Source organism: Streptomyces sp. NPDC092952 (assembly GCF_044754785.1).
Taxonomy (GTDB): domain Bacteria; phylum Actinomycetota; class Actinomycetes; order Streptomycetales; family Streptomycetaceae; genus Streptomyces.
Genome location: NZ_JBIVPT010000008.1, coordinates 245,933 through 261,899 on the forward strand (window position 1 = coordinate 245,933; position 15,967 = coordinate 261,899).

Annotated in this window: 16 protein-coding genes and 5 tRNA genes; 7 read left to right on the forward strand and 14 right to left on the reverse strand. The window is 70.5% G+C overall.

What is annotated here, in order from left to right; translation table 11 throughout:
• The first annotated feature begins 2 nt into the window (after window positions 1-2).
• Entirely contained in the window at window positions 3-206 is a 204-nt protein-coding gene (locus ACIQGQ_RS21485; protein WP_402398204.1) for a hypothetical protein, read from the forward strand.
• 145 nt (window positions 207-351) lie between these two features.
• Here the strand turns inward: ACIQGQ_RS21485 and ACIQGQ_RS21490 are convergent, their stop codons facing one another.
• From ACIQGQ_RS21490 to leuC, 4 genes are all read right to left on the reverse strand, one after another.
• Entirely contained in the window at window positions 352-1,020 is a 669-nt protein-coding gene (locus ACIQGQ_RS21490; RefSeq protein ID WP_402398206.1) for an HU family DNA-binding protein, read from the reverse strand.
• Window positions 1,021-1,163: 143 nt separating this feature from the next.
• Complete coding sequence (locus ACIQGQ_RS21495) at window positions 1,164-1,391, reverse strand: hypothetical protein (protein WP_352276266.1); 228 nt, start codon at window positions 1,389-1,391, stop codon at window positions 1,164-1,166.
• Between the two features lie 104 nt (window positions 1,392-1,495).
• A complete protein-coding gene (gene leuD / locus ACIQGQ_RS21500; protein ID WP_352276264.1) occupies window positions 1,496-2,089 on the reverse strand; it encodes a 3-isopropylmalate dehydratase small subunit in 594 nt (197 codons plus the stop codon).
• A 5-nt stretch (window positions 2,090-2,094) separates the two neighbouring features.
• Window positions 2,095-3,519, reverse strand: a complete 1,425-nt coding sequence (gene leuC, locus ACIQGQ_RS21505) for a 3-isopropylmalate dehydratase large subunit (RefSeq protein WP_402398208.1) — start codon at window positions 3,517-3,519, stop codon at window positions 2,095-2,097.
• A gap of 174 nt (window positions 3,520-3,693) precedes the next feature.
• Here leuC and ndgR point away from each other — a divergent pair, with 174 nt between their 5' ends.
• Entirely contained in the window at window positions 3,694-4,410 is a 717-nt protein-coding gene (gene ndgR, locus ACIQGQ_RS21510) for an IclR family transcriptional regulator NdgR (protein WP_030928691.1), read from the forward strand.
• A 67-nt stretch (window positions 4,411-4,477) separates the two neighbouring features.
• On the opposite strand, the gene ACIQGQ_RS21515 is transcribed toward ndgR, so the two are convergent.
• Window positions 4,478-4,978, reverse strand: a complete 501-nt coding sequence (locus tag ACIQGQ_RS21515) for a DUF4188 domain-containing protein (RefSeq protein WP_402398210.1) — start codon at window positions 4,976-4,978, stop codon at window positions 4,478-4,480.
• 90 nt (window positions 4,979-5,068) lie between these two features.
• Between ACIQGQ_RS21515 and ACIQGQ_RS21520 the strand changes: the two genes are divergently transcribed.
• A complete protein-coding gene (locus ACIQGQ_RS21520) occupies window positions 5,069-5,710 on the forward strand; it encodes a MerR family transcriptional regulator (RefSeq protein ID WP_402398212.1) in 642 nt (213 codons plus the stop codon).
• Between the two features lie 78 nt (window positions 5,711-5,788).
• On the opposite strand, the gene ACIQGQ_RS21525 is transcribed toward ACIQGQ_RS21520, so the two are convergent.
• The 9 genes from ACIQGQ_RS21525 to ACIQGQ_RS21565 all read right to left on the reverse strand — a co-directional run bounded on the left by ACIQGQ_RS21525 (window position 5,789) and on the right by ACIQGQ_RS21565 (window position 9,826).
• Window positions 5,789-5,861 (reverse strand) — tRNA-Glu (locus ACIQGQ_RS21525).
• Window positions 5,862-5,887: 26 nt separating this feature from the next.
• A tRNA-Gln gene (locus ACIQGQ_RS21530) sits at window positions 5,888-5,959 on the reverse strand.
• A 12-nt stretch (window positions 5,960-5,971) separates the two neighbouring features.
• Window positions 5,972-6,044, reverse strand: a tRNA-Glu gene (locus ACIQGQ_RS21535).
• A 60-nt stretch (window positions 6,045-6,104) separates the two neighbouring features.
• Window positions 6,105-6,177: transfer RNA gene (locus ACIQGQ_RS21540), tRNA-Glu, on the reverse strand.
• A 26-nt stretch (window positions 6,178-6,203) separates the two neighbouring features.
• Window positions 6,204-6,275, reverse strand: a tRNA-Gln gene (locus ACIQGQ_RS21545).
• An 87-nt stretch (window positions 6,276-6,362) separates the two neighbouring features.
• On the reverse strand, window positions 6,363-7,082 hold the full coding sequence (locus tag ACIQGQ_RS21550) for an HAD family hydrolase (protein ID WP_366296078.1): 720 nt from the start codon (window positions 7,080-7,082) through the stop codon (window positions 6,363-6,365).
• Between the two features lie 171 nt (window positions 7,083-7,253).
• Entirely contained in the window at window positions 7,254-8,726 is a 1,473-nt protein-coding gene (gene gltX, locus ACIQGQ_RS21555; protein WP_402398214.1) for a glutamate--tRNA ligase, read from the reverse strand.
• Window positions 8,719-9,495 carry a fumarylacetoacetate hydrolase family protein gene (locus ACIQGQ_RS21560; RefSeq protein ID WP_402398216.1) on the reverse strand — a complete coding sequence of 259 codons (777 nt, stop codon included), beginning with the start codon at window positions 9,493-9,495 and terminating at the stop codon, window positions 8,719-8,721. The genes gltX and ACIQGQ_RS21560 overlap by 8 nt, the downstream gene beginning before the upstream one ends.
• A gap of 142 nt (window positions 9,496-9,637) precedes the next feature.
• On the reverse strand, window positions 9,638-9,826 hold the full coding sequence (locus tag ACIQGQ_RS21565) for a hypothetical protein (protein ID WP_366296084.1): 189 nt from the start codon (window positions 9,824-9,826) through the stop codon (window positions 9,638-9,640).
• 585 nt (window positions 9,827-10,411) lie between these two features.
• Between ACIQGQ_RS21565 and ACIQGQ_RS21570 the strand changes: the two genes are divergently transcribed.
• The 4 genes from ACIQGQ_RS21570 to ACIQGQ_RS21585 all read left to right on the forward strand — a co-directional run bounded on the left by ACIQGQ_RS21570 (window position 10,412) and on the right by ACIQGQ_RS21585 (window position 15,735).
• Window positions 10,412-14,209, forward strand: coding sequence for a nitrate- and nitrite sensing domain-containing protein (locus ACIQGQ_RS21570; protein ID WP_402398218.1), 3,798 nt, complete (start codon window positions 10,412-10,414; stop codon window positions 14,207-14,209).
• A gap of 9 nt (window positions 14,210-14,218) precedes the next feature.
• Window positions 14,219-14,632, forward strand: coding sequence for a roadblock/LC7 domain-containing protein (locus tag ACIQGQ_RS21575; protein WP_259934900.1), 414 nt, complete (start codon window positions 14,219-14,221; stop codon window positions 14,630-14,632).
• A 133-nt stretch (window positions 14,633-14,765) separates the two neighbouring features.
• Window positions 14,766-15,173, forward strand: coding sequence for a DUF742 domain-containing protein (locus tag ACIQGQ_RS21580; protein WP_352276250.1), 408 nt, complete (start codon window positions 14,766-14,768; stop codon window positions 15,171-15,173).
• Entirely contained in the window at window positions 15,154-15,735 is a 582-nt protein-coding gene (locus ACIQGQ_RS21585; protein ID WP_072487286.1) for an ATP/GTP-binding protein, read from the forward strand. Before ACIQGQ_RS21580 ends, ACIQGQ_RS21585 begins: the two co-directional genes overlap by 20 nt.
• Window positions 15,736-15,967: the final 232 nt, after the last annotated feature.

The window sequence follows — 15,967 nt, forward strand, 5'->3', positions numbered from 1 at the left end:
CCATGCAGGCCACCTCGTACACCTACGACCCCGGGACCCGTTGCGGCAGCGTGCTGCTCGACGACGGAACGCCGGTGGACTTCGACGCCGACGCCTTCGACGCCGGCGGGCTGAGGCTGCTGCGCCCGGGGCAGCGGGTGCGCATCGAGGGCACCGGCGAGGGCGCGGCCCTGCGGATCACGCTGGTGACGCTGCAGACCTTCTGAACGCGGCCCTCCGGGCGGGGCCGCCGGGCCTTCGCCCGGGCCCGGACCGCCCGCACTCCGCACCGTCCCCCCAACGGCCCGCGGGCCGGGCTCCCCGAAGGGAACCCGGCCCGGCGCGTGTGAGAAGGCCGTGCGCTGCTCGGCCTCACTTCTTGCGCGCGGTGGCCTTCTTCGCCGTGGTCTTGCGCGCGGTCGTCTTCTTCGCGGGCGCCTTCTTCGCCGTGGCCTTCTTGGCGGGGGCGGTCTTGGCGGCGACCGCCTTCTTCGCGGTCGTGGCCTTCTTCGCCGCGGCGGCCGTGGTCTTCTTCGCCGTCGTGGTCTTCTTCGCCGCGGCGGCCGTGGTCTTCTTGGCGGTGGTCTTCTTCGCCGCCGTGGCCTTCACCGCGGTGGTGGCCTTCTTCGCCGTCGCCTTCTTCGCCGTGGCCTTCTTGGCGGTGGCCTTCTTGGTGGCGGCCTTGGCGGTCGTACGGGTGGAAGAACCGCCCGAGAGGCTGCCCTTGGGCGCCTTCTTGACGGCCACGTCGTTCTTGGGGAGCTTCTTCGAGCCGCTCACCAGGTCCTTGAAGCCCTGACCTGCGCGGAAGCGGGGCACCGAGGTCTTCTTGACCCGCACGCGCTCACCCGTCTGCGGGTTACGGGCGTAACGGGCCGGGCGGTCGACCTTCTCGAACGAGCCGAAGCCGGTGACCGAGACCCGGTCACCCGCGACAACCGCACGGACCATCGCGTCGAGCACCGCGTCGACGGCGTCGGCGGCCTGCTGACGGCCTCCGAGCTTGTCGGCAATCGCTTCTACGAGCTGCGCCTTGTTCACGTCTTCCCCTTCGGAGACATTGCCAGAACGAATGTGTTCAAGCGTTTTCGCACGTTAGGCAGATATATACCGCAAATCAAACACGAAACGGGCTAATCACCCTAGTGCCGCAACGAAGTCGACTGCTGCGCAGTTCCGCAGAGTCAGTCACCTTCGGGGAATCGGCCCTCATCGAGGTCCTTCATCAACCGGTCCAGACGCCTTGCCGCGCCCGGGAGATCGTGCTTAGCCGCGGCCGTGATGGCCAACAGCTTCCGGGAGAGCGCCATCCGTACGCCCTCCGGGACTTGCAGTTCACGCACGACTGTGTGCGCTTCCTTCAATCGGTCGGCGACTTGGCCGTAAAGCTTGAGTTGGCTGTCGCGTCCCATGCACCGATTGTGCCATCTGGGGCGAGTTGTCGCCCGACAGGGTCTCAACAAGCGACTGCGCCCCCTACCAGATGGCAGGGGGCGCAGTCCGGGAAACGTGCTGCTCAGGCTTGAATTGTACGCGGTTTGAAGGTCGGCCTGGCCGCCTCGTAAGCCGCGATGTCCGCTTCGTTCTGAAGGGTGAGGCTGATGTCGTCCAGGCCGTTCAGCAGCCGCCAGCGGGAGTTCTCGTCGAGCTCGAAGTCGACGGTGACGCCCTCGGCGCGGACCTGGCGGGCCTCCAGGTCGACGGTGATCCCGGCCGTGGGGTCGGCCTCGGTCAGCTCCCAGAGCGCGTCCACCACCGACTGGTCCAGGACCACGGTCAGCAGCCCGTTCTTCAGCGAGTTGCCCCGGAAGATGTCGGCGAACCGGGAGGAGATCACGGCCTTGAAACCGTAGTTCTGCAGCGCCCACACGGCGTGCTCGCGGGACGAGCCGGTGCCGAAGTCGGGCCCGGCGACCAGGACCGTGGCGCCCGCCCGCTCGGGGCGGTTGAGGACGAAGTCCGGGTCCTTGCGCCAGGCCTCGAAGAGCCCGTCCTCGAAGCCGTCCCGGGTGACCTTTTTCAGCCAGTGGGCGGGGATGATCTGGTCGGTGTCGACGTTGCTGCGGCGCAGCGGGACGGCCCGGCCGGTGTGCGTGGTGAAAGCTTCCATGGTTCTCAGACTCCGGCGGGGGTGCGGACGTCGGACAGGTCGGCGGGCGAGGCCAGGTGGCCCAGCACGGCGGTGGCGGCGGCCACCTGCGGGGAGACCAGGTGGGTACGGCCGCCCTTGCCCTGCCGGCCCTCGAAGTTGCGGTTCGAGGTGGAGGCGGAGCGCTCGCCGGGGGCCAGCTGGTCCGGGTTCATGCCGAGGCACATCGAGCAGCCGGCGTGCCGCCATTCGGCGCCCGCGGCGGTGAAGACCTTGTCCAGGCCCTCCTCGACGGCCTGGAGGGCGACCCGGACGGAGCCCGGGACGACCAGCATCCGTACCCCGTCGGCGACTTTGCGGCCCTCGACGACGGCGGCCGCGTTGCGCAGGTCCTCGATCCGGCCGTTGGTGCAGGAGCCTACGAAGACGGTGTCCACGGCGATCTCGCGCAGCGGCTGCCCGGCGGTCAACCCCATATACTCCAGCGCCTTTTCGGCGGCGGAGCGCTCCGAGGCGTCCTCGTACGAAGCGGGGTCGGGGACGTTGGCGGACAGCGGGGCGCCCTGGCCGGGGTTGGTGCCCCAGGTGACGAACGGGGCCAGCTCCGCGGCGTCGATGACGACCTCGGCGTCGAAGACGGCGTCGTCGTCGGTGCGCAGCGTCTTCCAGTACGCGACGGCGGCGTCCCAGTCCTCGCCCCGCGGGGCGTGGTCCCGGTCCTTCAGGTAGGCGAAGGTGGTCTCGTCCGGGGCGATCATGCCCGCGCGGGCGCCGGCCTCGATCGACATGTTGCAGACGGTCATCCGGGCCTCCATCGAGAGCTTCTCGATGGCCGCGCCCCGGTACTCCAGGATGTAGCCCTGGCCGCCGCCGGTGCCGATCCGGGCGATGACCGCGAGGATCAGGTCCTTGGCCGAGACCTCGTCGGGCAGCTCGCCGTCGACGGTGATCGCCATGGTCTTCGGGCGGGCCAGCGGCAGCGTCTGGGTGGCCAGCACGTGCTCGACCTGGCTGGTGCCGATGCCGAACGCCAGCGCGCCGAAGGCGCCGTGCGTGGACGTGTGGGAGTCGCCGCAGACGACGGTGGTGCCGGGCTGGGTCAGCCCCAGCTGCGGGCCGACCACGTGCACGACGCCCTGCTCGACGTCGCCCAGCGGGTGCAGCCGCACGCCGAACTCCGCGCAGTTCTTGCGCAGGGTCTCCAACTGGGCGCGGGAGACCGGGTCGGCGATCGGCTTGTCGATGTCGATGGTCGGGGTGTTGTGGTCCTCGGTGGCGATGGTGAGGTCGAGGCGCCGCACCGGCCGTCCGGCCTGCCGGAGGCCGTCGAAGGCCTGGGGGCTGGTCACCTCGTGCAGCAGGTGCAGATCGATGAAGAGGAGATCGGGCTCGCCTTCGGCGTGCCGGACGACATGGTCGTCCCAGACCTTCTCCGCGAGTGTCCTACCCATCGCTTTCCCTCCGGCCGGCGTCTTCGCCGGCTCAACTAGAGATTCGGTGCGCCACCGTCCGGCCCCCCGGGCGGGGCGACGGCTGCGGGCCGTTGTGCGGCCGCTCTCCCAGGTTCGCAACTTCCGCCGATAATTGAACTTGCGTTTCACAGAGTGAGACGGGAGTATCGTCGTATGGACAACTCTAGCGGCGTAGGCGTTCTCGACAAGGCAGCTCTGGTATTGAGCGCCCTGGAGTCCGGTCCGGCCACTCTCGCCGGGCTGGTCGCGGCGACGGGGCTGGCACGGCCCACGGCCCACCGACTGGCGGTGGCGCTGGAACACCACCGGATGGTGGCCAGGGACATGCAGGGCCGGTTCATCCTCGGCCCCAGGCTGGCGGAGCTCGCGGCGGCGGCGGGCGAGGACCGCCTGCTGGCCACGGCGGGCCCGGTGCTCACCCACCTCCGCGACATCACCGGTGAGAGCGCGCAGCTCTACCGCAGACAGGGTGACATGCGCATCTGCGTGGCGGCGGCGGAGCGGCTGTCCGGCCTGCGGGACACGGTGCCGGTCGGCTCCACGCTCACCATGAAGGCCGGCTCCTCGGCCCAGATCCTGATGGCCTGGGAGGAGCCGGAGCGCCTGCACCGCGGCCTCCAGGGCGCCCGCTTCACGGCCACGGCCCTCTCGGGCGTACGGCGCCGCGGCTGGGCCCAGTCGATCGGCGAGCGCGAGCCGGGCGTGGCCTCCGTCTCCGCGCCGGTGCGCGGCCCGTCCAACCGGGTGGTCGCCGCCGTCTCGGTCTCCGGACCGATCGAGCGGCTGACCCGGCACCCGGGCCGGATGCACGCCCAGGCGGTCATCGACTCGGCGGCCCGGCTCAGCGAGGCCCTGCGCCGCAACGGCTGACCCGCCGCACCCCGCCCCTCCCCCGGCCGCCCCAGCGTCGTGGCGGCCCCCTTCCCGGCGCCCGTTCCTACTGCTTCGCGTCCGAGCGGTGCGCGAGCCGGTCCGCGGCCCTGCGCCCCCGCCCCTCGATCGGCAGCACCCCCGTCGCCCGCGCGAGGCCGTACGCGGGCATGTCCGCGTAGATCGCCTCGTAGCCGCCCTCGGGGACCATGTACGTCTCGTGCCAGAGCCCCACGTGCTGACGGGACTTGCGCTCCCTGCGGTTCACCGCCACCCACGCCTGCCGGTGGAACATGTCCGGCGCACTCGCGTACGCGTACAGCTTCTCCTTCGACTCCCAGTACTGGACGACGTAGTACGTCCGCGGCGAGCCGGTCAGCAGCGTGTGCCCCAGCAGCCCGCGCTCCTTGTTCCGCCCCAACTCCCGCAGCATGCGCACCATCGCGGCGAACACCGGCACCCAGTGGCGCACGCCCCGGAAGTGGTTGATGCGCATCCCGATCAGCAGCACCACCACCTCCCCCTCGGCCGCGGCGGTGGTCCGTCCCGCAATCGGCTTCGCGAACACGATCAGCCCCCTGTTTCGTTGGGTAGTGCCACTATCCAATGCTTGGATAGTGGCACTACCCAAGAGATGGCACAAGGGAAGGCGCGGCACATGCGGCTCTCGGAACTGAGCGAACGGAGCGGGGTCAGCACCGCGACGATCAAGTACTACCTGCGCGAGGGCCTGGTGCACCCCGGCCTCCGGATCACCGCCACGCAGGCCGAGTACGACGAGAGCCATCTGCGCCGGCTGCGCCTCGTACGGGCCCTGATCCAGGTGGGGCGCCTGCCGGTGGCCACGGCGCGCGAGGTCCTCTCCCATGTCGACGACGACTCCCTGGGCCGGACGATCAGGCTGGGCGCGGCGCTCTGGGCGCTTCCGAACGGCCCGGACGCCGACGAGGAGGCCCCGGAGACGGTGGCGGCCCGCACAGCCGTGGAGCGGCTCCTGGAGGGGCTCGGCTGGGCCACCTCGCAGGAGATCGGCACCCTCTCCCCCGCGTACCGCGCGCTGGTGTCCTCGGTGGCGACCCTGATCCGCCTCGGCTACCCCTGCGACGTGGACCACCTCACCGAGCACGCCCGCCTGATGCACCAAGTCGCCGTCCAGGACCTGGACATGATGGAGGCGTATCCGACGGAGGCGGAGCAGGTGGAGGCGGCGGTCGCCTCGGTCGTGCTGTACGAGCCGCTACTGATGGCGCTGCGCAGGATGGCGCAGGAGGAGGAGTCGGCCCGGCGCTACGGTCTCTGACCGGCCGGGCGCCCCGGCGCCCGGTGCAACAGAAAGGCCCTCCGCCGAAGTGAAGGGCCTTTGACTGTTTCTCTGTTGTACCCCCGACCGGATTCGAACCGGCGCTACTGCCGTGAGAGGGCAGCGTGCTAGGCCGCTACACAACGGGGGCTTGTTACTACTTGTTGCATTTCTGCGCTGGGCTACCAGGACTCGAACCTAGAATGACGGTACCAGAAACCGTTGTGTTGCCAATTACACCATAGCCCATGGTGTTACAAGTACCCCCGACCGGATTCGAACCGGCGCTACTGCCGTGAGAGGGCAGCGTGCTAGGCCGCTACACAACGGGGGCCCTAGCGATCCTGCATCGAGACCGTGGGTGCGACCCAGATGATCTCGCGGGAAGGATCTGTACCCCCGACCGGATTCGAACCGGCGCTACTGCCGTGAGAGGGCAGCGTGCTAGGCCGCTACACAACGGGGGCTTGTTACTACTTGTTGCATTTCTGCGCTGGGCTACCAGGACTCGAACCTAGAATGACGGTACCAGAAACCGTAGTGTTGCCAATTACACCATAGCCCACTGGAACGCAACCCCTTGCGGGATCTTTGTTCCTGCTGCGCTTCCCGTTCGGACTTTTCGTCCCGCCCGGGCGGCGCAGAAAGAACATTACCCGAAGGTGTCCGGCGCTCCAAAACGGGTATCGGCCAGCAGCAGCCGGGGCAGCTGGTCGAGCCGCTCGATACGGAGGAGTTCGGGCCGTCCGCCCCGCTCCTTCCGGTCCAGCCAGATGCCCCGCAGACCGGCGGCGACCGCCCCGGCGGCGTCGATGTCCGGCTCGTCGCCGACGTACGCGACCTCCCCGGGTTCGAGGCCCAGCTCCTCGCAGGCGGCGTGGAAGGCGCCGGCCTCGGGCTTGGAGATGCCGAGCTCCACGGCGCACACCACGGCCTCGAAGCGGTCCCGCACGCCGAGCACGCGCAGCTTGTGGTCCTGGTTGCGGATGCTGGAGTTCGAGAGCACCGCGTGCCGGTACCCGTCGGCCAGCAGGTCCAGCACGGGCAGCACGTCCGGGAAGAGCTCCCAGGCGGCCTCGTAGTGGGCCGCGTGCCGGGCGAACCACTCGTCGGCCTCCGGGTCCGTCAGCGGCCGCGCGACGAACTCCCTGACCCGGTCCCGGCGCTGCTCGTGGAAGCCGGCCTCCCCGGCGGCGAACCGCGCCCACTGCGCCTCGGTGATCGTCCGCCAGGCGAGGAGGGCCTGCTCGACGGTGGCGTATCCGTCGGGCAGGCCCTCCTGTTCGAGCTGACTGCGCAGGCCGACGTGGTCGGCCCGGGTGTAGTCGAAGATCGTGTCGTCGATGTCCCAGAGCACGGCTCGGATGACCATGCGGCCAGGCTAGCGGTCCCGTGGCGGGCGCGGGAGGGCGCCGCGGGAGCGGATCCCGGGCCCCCCGGGGCCCGTCCGGCGCTCCGGGGCTCCCGGGCCGCCCTGGAACGCCGCGAGGGGGCGGCCCCGGCGTGAACCGGGGCCGCCCCCTCGGGGCATGGCGGGGAATCGTTACGCGGCGAGCTTCGCCAGGGCCGCGTCGATGCGGGCCAGGGTCTTCTCGCGGCCCAGGATCTCCAGGGACTCGAAGAGCGGCAGGCCGATCGTGCGGCCGGTGACCGCGACCCGGACCGGGGCCTGGGCCTTGCCGAGCTTCAGGCCGTGCTCCTCGCCCGCGACGAGGATGGCGTTCTTCAGGGCGTCCGCGTTCCACTCGGCGTCGGCCAGCTTGGCGCGGGCGGTGACCAGCAGGGCGTCGGAGCCCTCCTTCATCGCCTTGTTCCAGGACGCCTCGTCCGTCACCGGCTCGTCCAGGAAGAGGAAGTCGACGTTGGCCGTGATGTCCGAGAGGACCGTGACCCGGGTCTGGGCGTGCGGGGCGATCTCCGCGAACCGCGCCGCGTCGAAGGCCTCCGGGGCCCAGGGCGCGAACGGGGCCTTCAGCCAGGGGCCGCAGGCCTCGGTGAACGCCTTCACGTCCATCCGGCGGATGTGCTCGGCGTTGACGTGCTCGCACTTCTTCAGGTCGAAGCGCGCCGGGTTGGCGTTGACGTCCTTGATGTCGAAGGCGGCCACCATCTCCTCGACGGAGAAGATGTCCCGGTCCTCGGCGATCGACCAGCCCAGCAGGGAGAGGTAGTTCAGCAGCCCCTCGGGCACGAAGCCGCGCTCGCGGTAGAGGTTGAGCGAGGCCTGCGGGTCGCGCTTGGAGAGCTTCTTGTTGCCCTCGCCCATCACGTACGGCAGGTGGCCGAAGGCGGGGGTGTCCTTGGCGATGCCCAGCTCGATGAGCGCCTTGTAGAGGGCGAGCTGACGCGGGGTGGAGGAGAGCAGGTCCTCGCCGCGCAGGACGTGGGTGATCTCCATCAGGGCGTCGTCGACCGGGTTGACGAGCGTGTAGAGCGGGGCCCCGTTGGCACGGACGATGCCGTAGTCCGGCACGTTCTCCGGCTGGAAGGTCAGCTCGCCGCGGACCAGGTCGGTGAAGGTGAGCGGCTCGTCGGGCATCCGGAAGCGGACGATGGAGGTGCGGCCCTCGGCCTCGTACGCGGCGACCTGCTCGGCACTCAGCTCGCGGCAGTGGCCGTCGTAGCCGGACGGCTTCCCGGCGGCGCGGGCGGCGTCGCGGCGGGTGTCGAGCTCCTCGGTGGTGCAGTAGCAGTGGTACGCGTACCCGCCTGCCAGGAGCTTGTCGGCGACGTCCCGGTAGATGTCCGTCCGCTGCGACTGGCGGTACGGGGCGTGCGGGCCGCCGACCTCGGGGCCCTCGTCCCAGTCGAAGCCGAGCCAGCGCATGGAGTCCAGGAGCTGGTTGTACGACTCCTCGGAGTCACGGGCGGCGTCCGTGTCCTCGATGCGGAAGACCAGGGTGCCGCCGTGGTGCCGGGCGAAGGCCCAGTTGAACAGGGCGGTGCGGACCAGGCCCACGTGGGGGTTGCCGGTCGGCGAGGGACAGAAACGGACGCGTACAGATGCGTTAGCCACGCTTGATCACCTTGTTGGTGAGAGTGCCGATGCCTTCGATGGTGACGGCGACCTCGTCGCCGACATGGAGGGGTCCGACCCCTGCGGGGGTGCCGGTGAGGATCACGTCGCCCGGGAGCAGCGTCATGGCTTCCGTGATGTGGACGACCAGGTCCTCGACCGAGCGGATCATGTCGCTCGTGCGGCCCAGTTGGCGTTGCTCGCCGTTGACCGTCGCCTGGATGGTCACGTCGCCGGGGTCGAGGTCGGTCTCCACCCAGGGGCCGAGCGGGCAGGAGGTGTCGAAGCCCTTGGCCCTGGCCCACTGCTTCTCGCGCTTCTGGACGTCACGGGCGGTGACGTCGTTGGCGCAGGTGTAGCCGAAGATCACGTCCTTCACGCGCTCGCGCGGGACCTCCCGGCACATGCGGCCGATGACCACGGCCAGTTCGGCCTCGTGGTGCAGCTCGTTCGAGAAGGAGGGGTACTCGATCGCGTCGCCGGAGCCGATCACCGAGGTGGTGGGCTTGAAGAAGGCGACGGGGACCTCGGGCACCTCGTTGCCGAGCTCCGCGGCGTGCTCCGCGTAGTTGCGGCCGATGGCCACGACCTTGTTGGGGAGCACGGGCGGCAGGAGGCGGACCTTGCTCAGCGGGACCTTGGTGCCGGAGAGCTCGAACTCGGCGTACGGGATGCCCTTGATGATGTCGAGGACGAGGCCATCGGGCCCCTCGCCCTCGACGGCGCCGAACGCGACATTGCCGTCGATGGAGAACCTGGCGATGCGCACGGGATGCTGTCGCCCCTCACTCGCTTGCTGGCTGAAGACTGACGCTCCAGGCTAACGCGTTGCCCGGCGGGGATTGCCCCGATTTCGAGCGGGGCGGACGCGGGCACGGCGAGGGGGACGGCCGGGAAAGGCGCTGTCCGCGCTACTCGACGGGCGCGGCGGCGACCGGGGCCTCCATGAGGATGGTGCGCCGCGGGTTGGCGGTCTGGCCCGGCAGCTCGACGGCGTGTTCCGGCCGCTCCGGCGTCCGCAGCTCACCGACGTCCTTGAGGTGCGCCAGCGTGGTGCGGCGGGGGTTGGCAATGTTGCGGAACGTCATCGTCGTCTTCATCTGCCGTTCGGACCCTGTCGGTACGGGCGCCGCCCGCGAGGGGGCGCCGATGGTCGGTTGTGCCATCCCAGTAAAGCGTCAGGCTAAACATCCAATTCCCGGCGGATGCCCGGAAGAGACGACGATCATTGTGTGAGTTTGCTCACGACCGTGCGGACAATCCACCCATTCCAGACGGTCGACCACGCCAACAGAAAGGGACATTCCGCCACTGAATCATCTATTCCACTCCCGACCATGGCGACTGGGACACAAGTCGAAACTTAAAAATTCGCTCCTTATCGACCGTTTTATGCATGATCAAGCTCCACGGCTTGTCACTCGCCAATCACAAAGCGTCACTCATGTCACTGTGAGACACCAGGCCCTTGTTGGAGGTCCTGCACTGTGCTGGAATTCCACGCACCGCCGCGGGTTTCAAACCGGCGCGCAGGGGGCGCGACAGAGCGCCGAGTGGCGGCGGAAAGGGGAAGAGGGCGCCGGTCACTCACGACCACCATGGGGCAGGTACGGACGCCCCACAACGCCGACACCGTCCCACCGCATCGCGCGGGCGGGACGCCTGGTCCAGAGGTTGCGACGCTAGTGCAGGGACGTTTCAAGAGGGATGGCAGCGCTGCGGCGGAGCAGGAGCCGCACGGCGGGACCGACCGCGGTCCCTCGGCACAGCACGCCCAGAACGCTGGGCCGGCCGGGACCCCCGACGGCGGCGACCGCGATCAGCGCCCCGCCGCGGAGGGCGACGACACCGACGCGGTCTCCTCGCCCAAGGCCCAGGGCCCCGTCGGCAGCGGCTCGCGCGTCGCGCTGCGCAACTGGCGCATCAGCACCCGACTGGTCTCCCTGCTCGCCCTCCCCGTGGTCGCCGCGACCGCGCTCGGCGGTCTGCGGATCAACGAGTCGATGAACGACATCCAGCAGCTGGACCACATGCAGCTGCTGACCAGGCTGACGACGCAGGCGACCGCGCTGGCCCAGGCGCTCCAGGACGAGCGCGACCGCTCGGCCGGTCCGCTGTCCAACGGCGTGAAGGCCGACGACTTCAAGGTCATCGACCCCCGGAAGAAGACCGACCGGGCGAAGACGGCCTTCCTCACCGCCACCAACGACATCGGCGACCCCTCCGGCGACGAGGCCCTCGAAGGCATCTCCGCCAGCGCCGCCCAGATCGCGCGCCAGCTGGCCAACATCCGCGACATCCGCAAGACGGCGTACGCCAAGGGCTCCCCGAGCCTCCAGACCATCGACCAGTACAGCCAGCTCATCTCCTCGCTGCTGAGCCTCTCCCAGGACATGGCGCAGGCGACCAGCAACTCGGAGATGATCAAGCGGACGCGTGCCCTGGCGGCCTTCTCCTCCGCCAAGGAGTACGCCTCGGTCCAGCGGGCGATCATCGCCGCGGCACTGCCCGGCGGCAACGACAAGCAGCCGCACCTCGACCCGAACGACAAGCAGTTCGGCAAGTCCGCGCTGGGCAAGGAGCAGTCGGCACTCAGCTCCTTCAAGTCCGTGTACGCGGCCACCGGCAACGACGCCGACGAGCTGACCGCCACGCTCGACGAGGGCAACCCCGAGATCAAGGCCGCCACCACCTACGCGAAGAAGGTGCTGGACAGCCCCACGGGCATGGAGGGCACCGCGCGCCGCTCCTACCTCGACTGGTACGACCAGAGCTCCACCAAGATCGGGGCGATGACGACCATCGAGGAGACCCTCCTCGGTGACATGGAGGGCAAGGCCCGCGAGCTCCGCAACGAGTCGAAGCGCGAAGCCATCATCAGCGGTGCGCTCATCCTGCTCGTCCTCGGTGTCTCGCTGGTCGGCGCCTTCGTCGTCGCCCGGTCGATGATCCGCTCGCTGCGCCGCCTCCAGGACACCGCCACCCGGGTCGCCCAGGACCGGCTGCCCGAGCTCGTCAAGCAGCTCTCCGAGACCGACCCGCAGGACGTGGACACCTCGGTCGAGTCGGTCGGTGTGCACTCCCGGGACGAGATCGGCCAGGTGGCCGCGGCCTTCGACGACGTGCACCGCGAGGCCGTCCGCCTCGCCGCCGAGCAGGCCCTCCTCCGGGGCAACGTCAACGCGATGTTCACCAACCTCTCGCGCCGCAGCCAGGGCCTCATCCAGCGCCAGCTCTCGCTCATCTCCGAGCTGGAGTCGCGCGAGGCCGACCCGGACCAGCTGTCCTCGCTCTTCAAGCTCGACCACCTCGCGACCCGTATGCGCCGGAACGGCGAGAACCTCCTCGTCCTCGCGGGCGAGGAGCCCGGCCGCCGGTGGACCCGCCCCGTCCCGCTGGTCGACGTGCTCCGTGCCGCCGCCTCCGAGGTGGAGCAGTACGAGCGCATCGAACTGGCCGCGGTGCCCGCCACCGAGGTCGCCGGCCGGGTCGTCAACGACCTCGTCCACCTGCTCGCCGAGCTGCTGGAGAACGCCACGTCGTTCTCCTCGCCGCAGACCAAGGTGCGGGTCACGGGTCACGCGCTGCCCGACGGCCGCGTGCTGGTCGAGATCCACGACACCGGTATCGGCCTCTCGCCGGAGGACCTGGCCGCGATCAACGAGCGGCTCGCCTCGCCGCCCACCGTGGACGTCTCGGTCTCCCGCCGCATGGGTCTGTTCGTGGTCGGCCGCCTCTCGCTGCGTCACGGCATCCGGATCCAGCTGCGGCCCTCCGACTCCGGCGGTACGACCGCGCTGGTCATGCTGCCCGTCGACGTCGCGCACGGCGGCAAGCAGCCCGCGCCCAAGCCGGCCGCGGGCCAGCAGGCCGGTGCCCCGGGCGGTCCGCTCGGCGCCGGCCAGGCGGGTGCGGCCGGTGGCTCGCGCCCCGGTCTCGGCGCCGCTCCCGCGGGCCCGGCCGGCCGTCTGGCCCCGGGCCAGGGCGGAGCGCGCGGCCAGGTCGGCGCGGGCGCCGCGCCCCGTGCCGCGCTGCCCTCCCGCGACGGCGGTCCGCGCCAGCCGCAGGGCCGGCAGGACGCCGGGTTCCCCCCGGCCGGTCCCGGCCCTCAGGACGCGTCCCGTCCCGAGCCGCAGCGCCACGGTGGCGGCCTCGCGGGCGCCTTCGGCAACGGCGCCCGGCTCGGTGCCCGCGGCCAGGGCGACGGTCCGGGCCAGCAGGAGCCGGGCGGCCGCCCCGACCTGTTCAGCGAGAAGCGTCAGGTCCAGGACCGCCAGAACGACGGCGCCGCCTGGCAGCCGCAGCAGGCCCGGCCGAACCCCGCCGGTCCCGGTGGCTTCCAGCAGCCCGGCCAGGGCGGCCCCGAGCGCCAGCTGCCGCCCGTCGGCGGTCCGCGCGCCGAACTGCCCGGCGCCCCCTCCCAGGGGCCGGCGACCGGCGGCTACCCCGTACCGCAGCGTCCGCAGACCACCAGCTGGGGTGCCGAGGACCCGGCGCGTGGAGCGCTGGACGCCCCGCGCGGCCACGAGGAGCCCGAGTCCACCGGCCAGTTCCAGCGACCGGACACCGGGCAGTTCCAGCGGCCGGACACCGGCCAGTTCGAGCGCCCGGTGGACCCGCAGTTCGCTCCGCGTCCGCCGATGGACGAGCAGCAGGGCCCCGGCGCCACCGCCGAGTTCGCCCGCCCGGACTTCTCCGCCCCGGCTCCGCAGCCGCACGTCCCGCAGGCCCACGCCCCGCAGGACTTCCCGGCCCAGGACCCGGCGAGCACCGCGCAGTTCGCCCGCCCGGACTTCGGGCAGCCGCAGCCGCAGCCCGTCCGGGCGCAGGACCAGGGCTTCCCCGCCCCGGCCCAGCAGACCCCGGGCAACGACTTCGGCGCGCCGCGCCCGCCGGCCGGTGACGGCCAGTACCGCCCGGTGCTGCCGCCGCAGCCGCAGCCCGAGGCGCTGCCCGCCGCGGGCCCCGGGGACGGTCGTACGCCGCTGTACGACACCCTGGAGACCAACTGGTTCCACGGCCCGCAGCAGAACCAGCAGGGGCAGCAGGGCGGCCAGCAGCACGGCGGTCAGCAGCCGCCCGCCGCCGAGCCGCAGGAGCCCGCGTCCCTCCCCCGCCGCCAGGCCCCGGAGTCCCCGGCTCCCGGTGCTCCGGCCGGTGGTGGCGACATGGGCAACACCCCCGCAAGTTCCTGGCGCCCCTCGCCGAACGACGAACTCGTACGGCAGGCGGAGCGGGTCAAGAAGCCCGCGGCAGGCGGAATCACCACTTCCGGACTGCCGCGTCGAGTGCCCCGCGCCAACCTGGTGCCGGGAACCGCTCAGCAGCAGAACCATCAGTCCGGTCCGCAGGTGTCACGCGCCCCCGACGACGTGCGCGGGCGGTTGACCAATCTCCGCCGGGGCATCCAGCAGGGGCGGCAGGCCAACAGCCAGTCGACCGGCAGTTTCCCACTCGGCCCCACTCACCAGCAGGAGCGTTAGTTGAGCCCGATGAGTCAGGCCGCGCAGAATCTGAACTGGTTGATCACCAACTTCGTGGACAACACCCCCGGGGTGTCGCACACGGTGGTGGTCTCCGCCGACGGACTCCTGCTGGCCATGTCCGAAGGATTCCCCCGCGACCGCGCCGACCAGCTCGCCGCCGTCGCCTCCGGGCTGACCTCGCTGACCGCGGGCGCCTCCCGCATCTTCGAGGGCGGCGCCGTCAGCCAGACGGTGGTGGAGATGGAACGCGGGTTCCTCTTCCTGATGTCCATCTCGGACGGTTCCTCGCTGGCCGTTCTCGCCCACCCGGACGCCGACATAGGCCTGGTCGGGTACGAGATGGCCCTGCTGGTCGACCGCGCGGGCAGTGTTCTCACCCCCGACCTCCGTGCCGAACTCCAGGGGAGCCTGCTTCACTAGGCGTCCTTGGATCGACGACAGACTCGATTGCCCCAGGTAACGCCCTCAACCCTCGCCCGTCAGGCCGTGCAGAGCCCCCCACCGGCCTCACCAGACGGCACGCCGACGCACTGCTGTCACGCCCGGAGGATTCATGACCCCGCCACCCGCCTCACCCGATCCGTACGGCGCACTGCATCACGCGTCGTACGACGGTGAAGGCGACCAGCCACTGGTCCGCCCGTACGCCATGACCGGTGGCCGGACCCGGCCGCGCTACCAGCTCGCCATAGAGGCACTGGTCTCCACCACGGCCGACCCCGCGCACATGGCGACGCTGCTCCCCGAGCACCAGCGGATCTGCCATCTCTGCCGCGAGGTCAAGTCGGTGGCCGAGGTCTCGGCGCTGCTGTCGATGCCGCTCGGTGTGGCCCGGATCCTCGTCGCGGACCTGGCGGAAGCCGGCATGGTGGCCATCCACCAGCCGGGCAATGGAGAGGCCGGCGGCGCGCCGGATGTGACACTGCTCGAAAGGGTGCTCAGTGGACTTCGCAAGCTCTAGCGGCGGCGCTGCCCGGGCCACTACCTCGGCGAAGATCGTGGTGGCAGGGGGCTTCGGCGTGGGTAAGACCACGTTCGTCGGTGCCGTCTCGGAGATCAACCCGTTGCGTACCGAGGCCGTGATGACGTCCGCCTCGGCGGGCATCGACGACCTGACGCACACCGGTGGCAAGACGACGACGACCGTGGCGATGGACTTCGGCCGTATCACGCTCGACCAGGACCTGATCCTGTACCTCTTCGGTACGCCCGGTCAGGACCGCTTCTGGTTCATGTGGGACGACCTCGTCCGCGGCGCCATCGGCGCCGTCGTCCTCGTCGACACCCGCCGCCTCGCCGACTGCTTCCCCGCCGTCGACTACTTCGAGAACAGCGGGCTCCCCTTCGTCATCGCCCTCAACGGCTTCGACGGACACCAGCCCTACACCCCCGACGAAGTCCGCGAGGCGCTCCAGATCGGACCCGACACCCCGATCATCACGACGGACGCCCGCCACCGCGCGGACGCCAAGAGCGGTCTGATCACGCTCGTCGAGCACGCGCTCATGGCCCGGCTCAAGTAGGCACAAGTCGGTATTTCCGTACGGTAGTTGCCGTAGTCGGGCGGGGGTGGACTGTGTCCTTTGACACGCTCCACCCCCGTGATTGATAACGTTTCGACAGAGAATTGCCCCGCGACCGACACCCGACGCATCCGTTCGGTGTCACAGCGCTCACCCGAGCCCTGCCTTTTGGCGGGGCTCGTTCCTTATGCCCCATTTATCTGAGGCCTGCACCACTCGGAATGACAGGTTC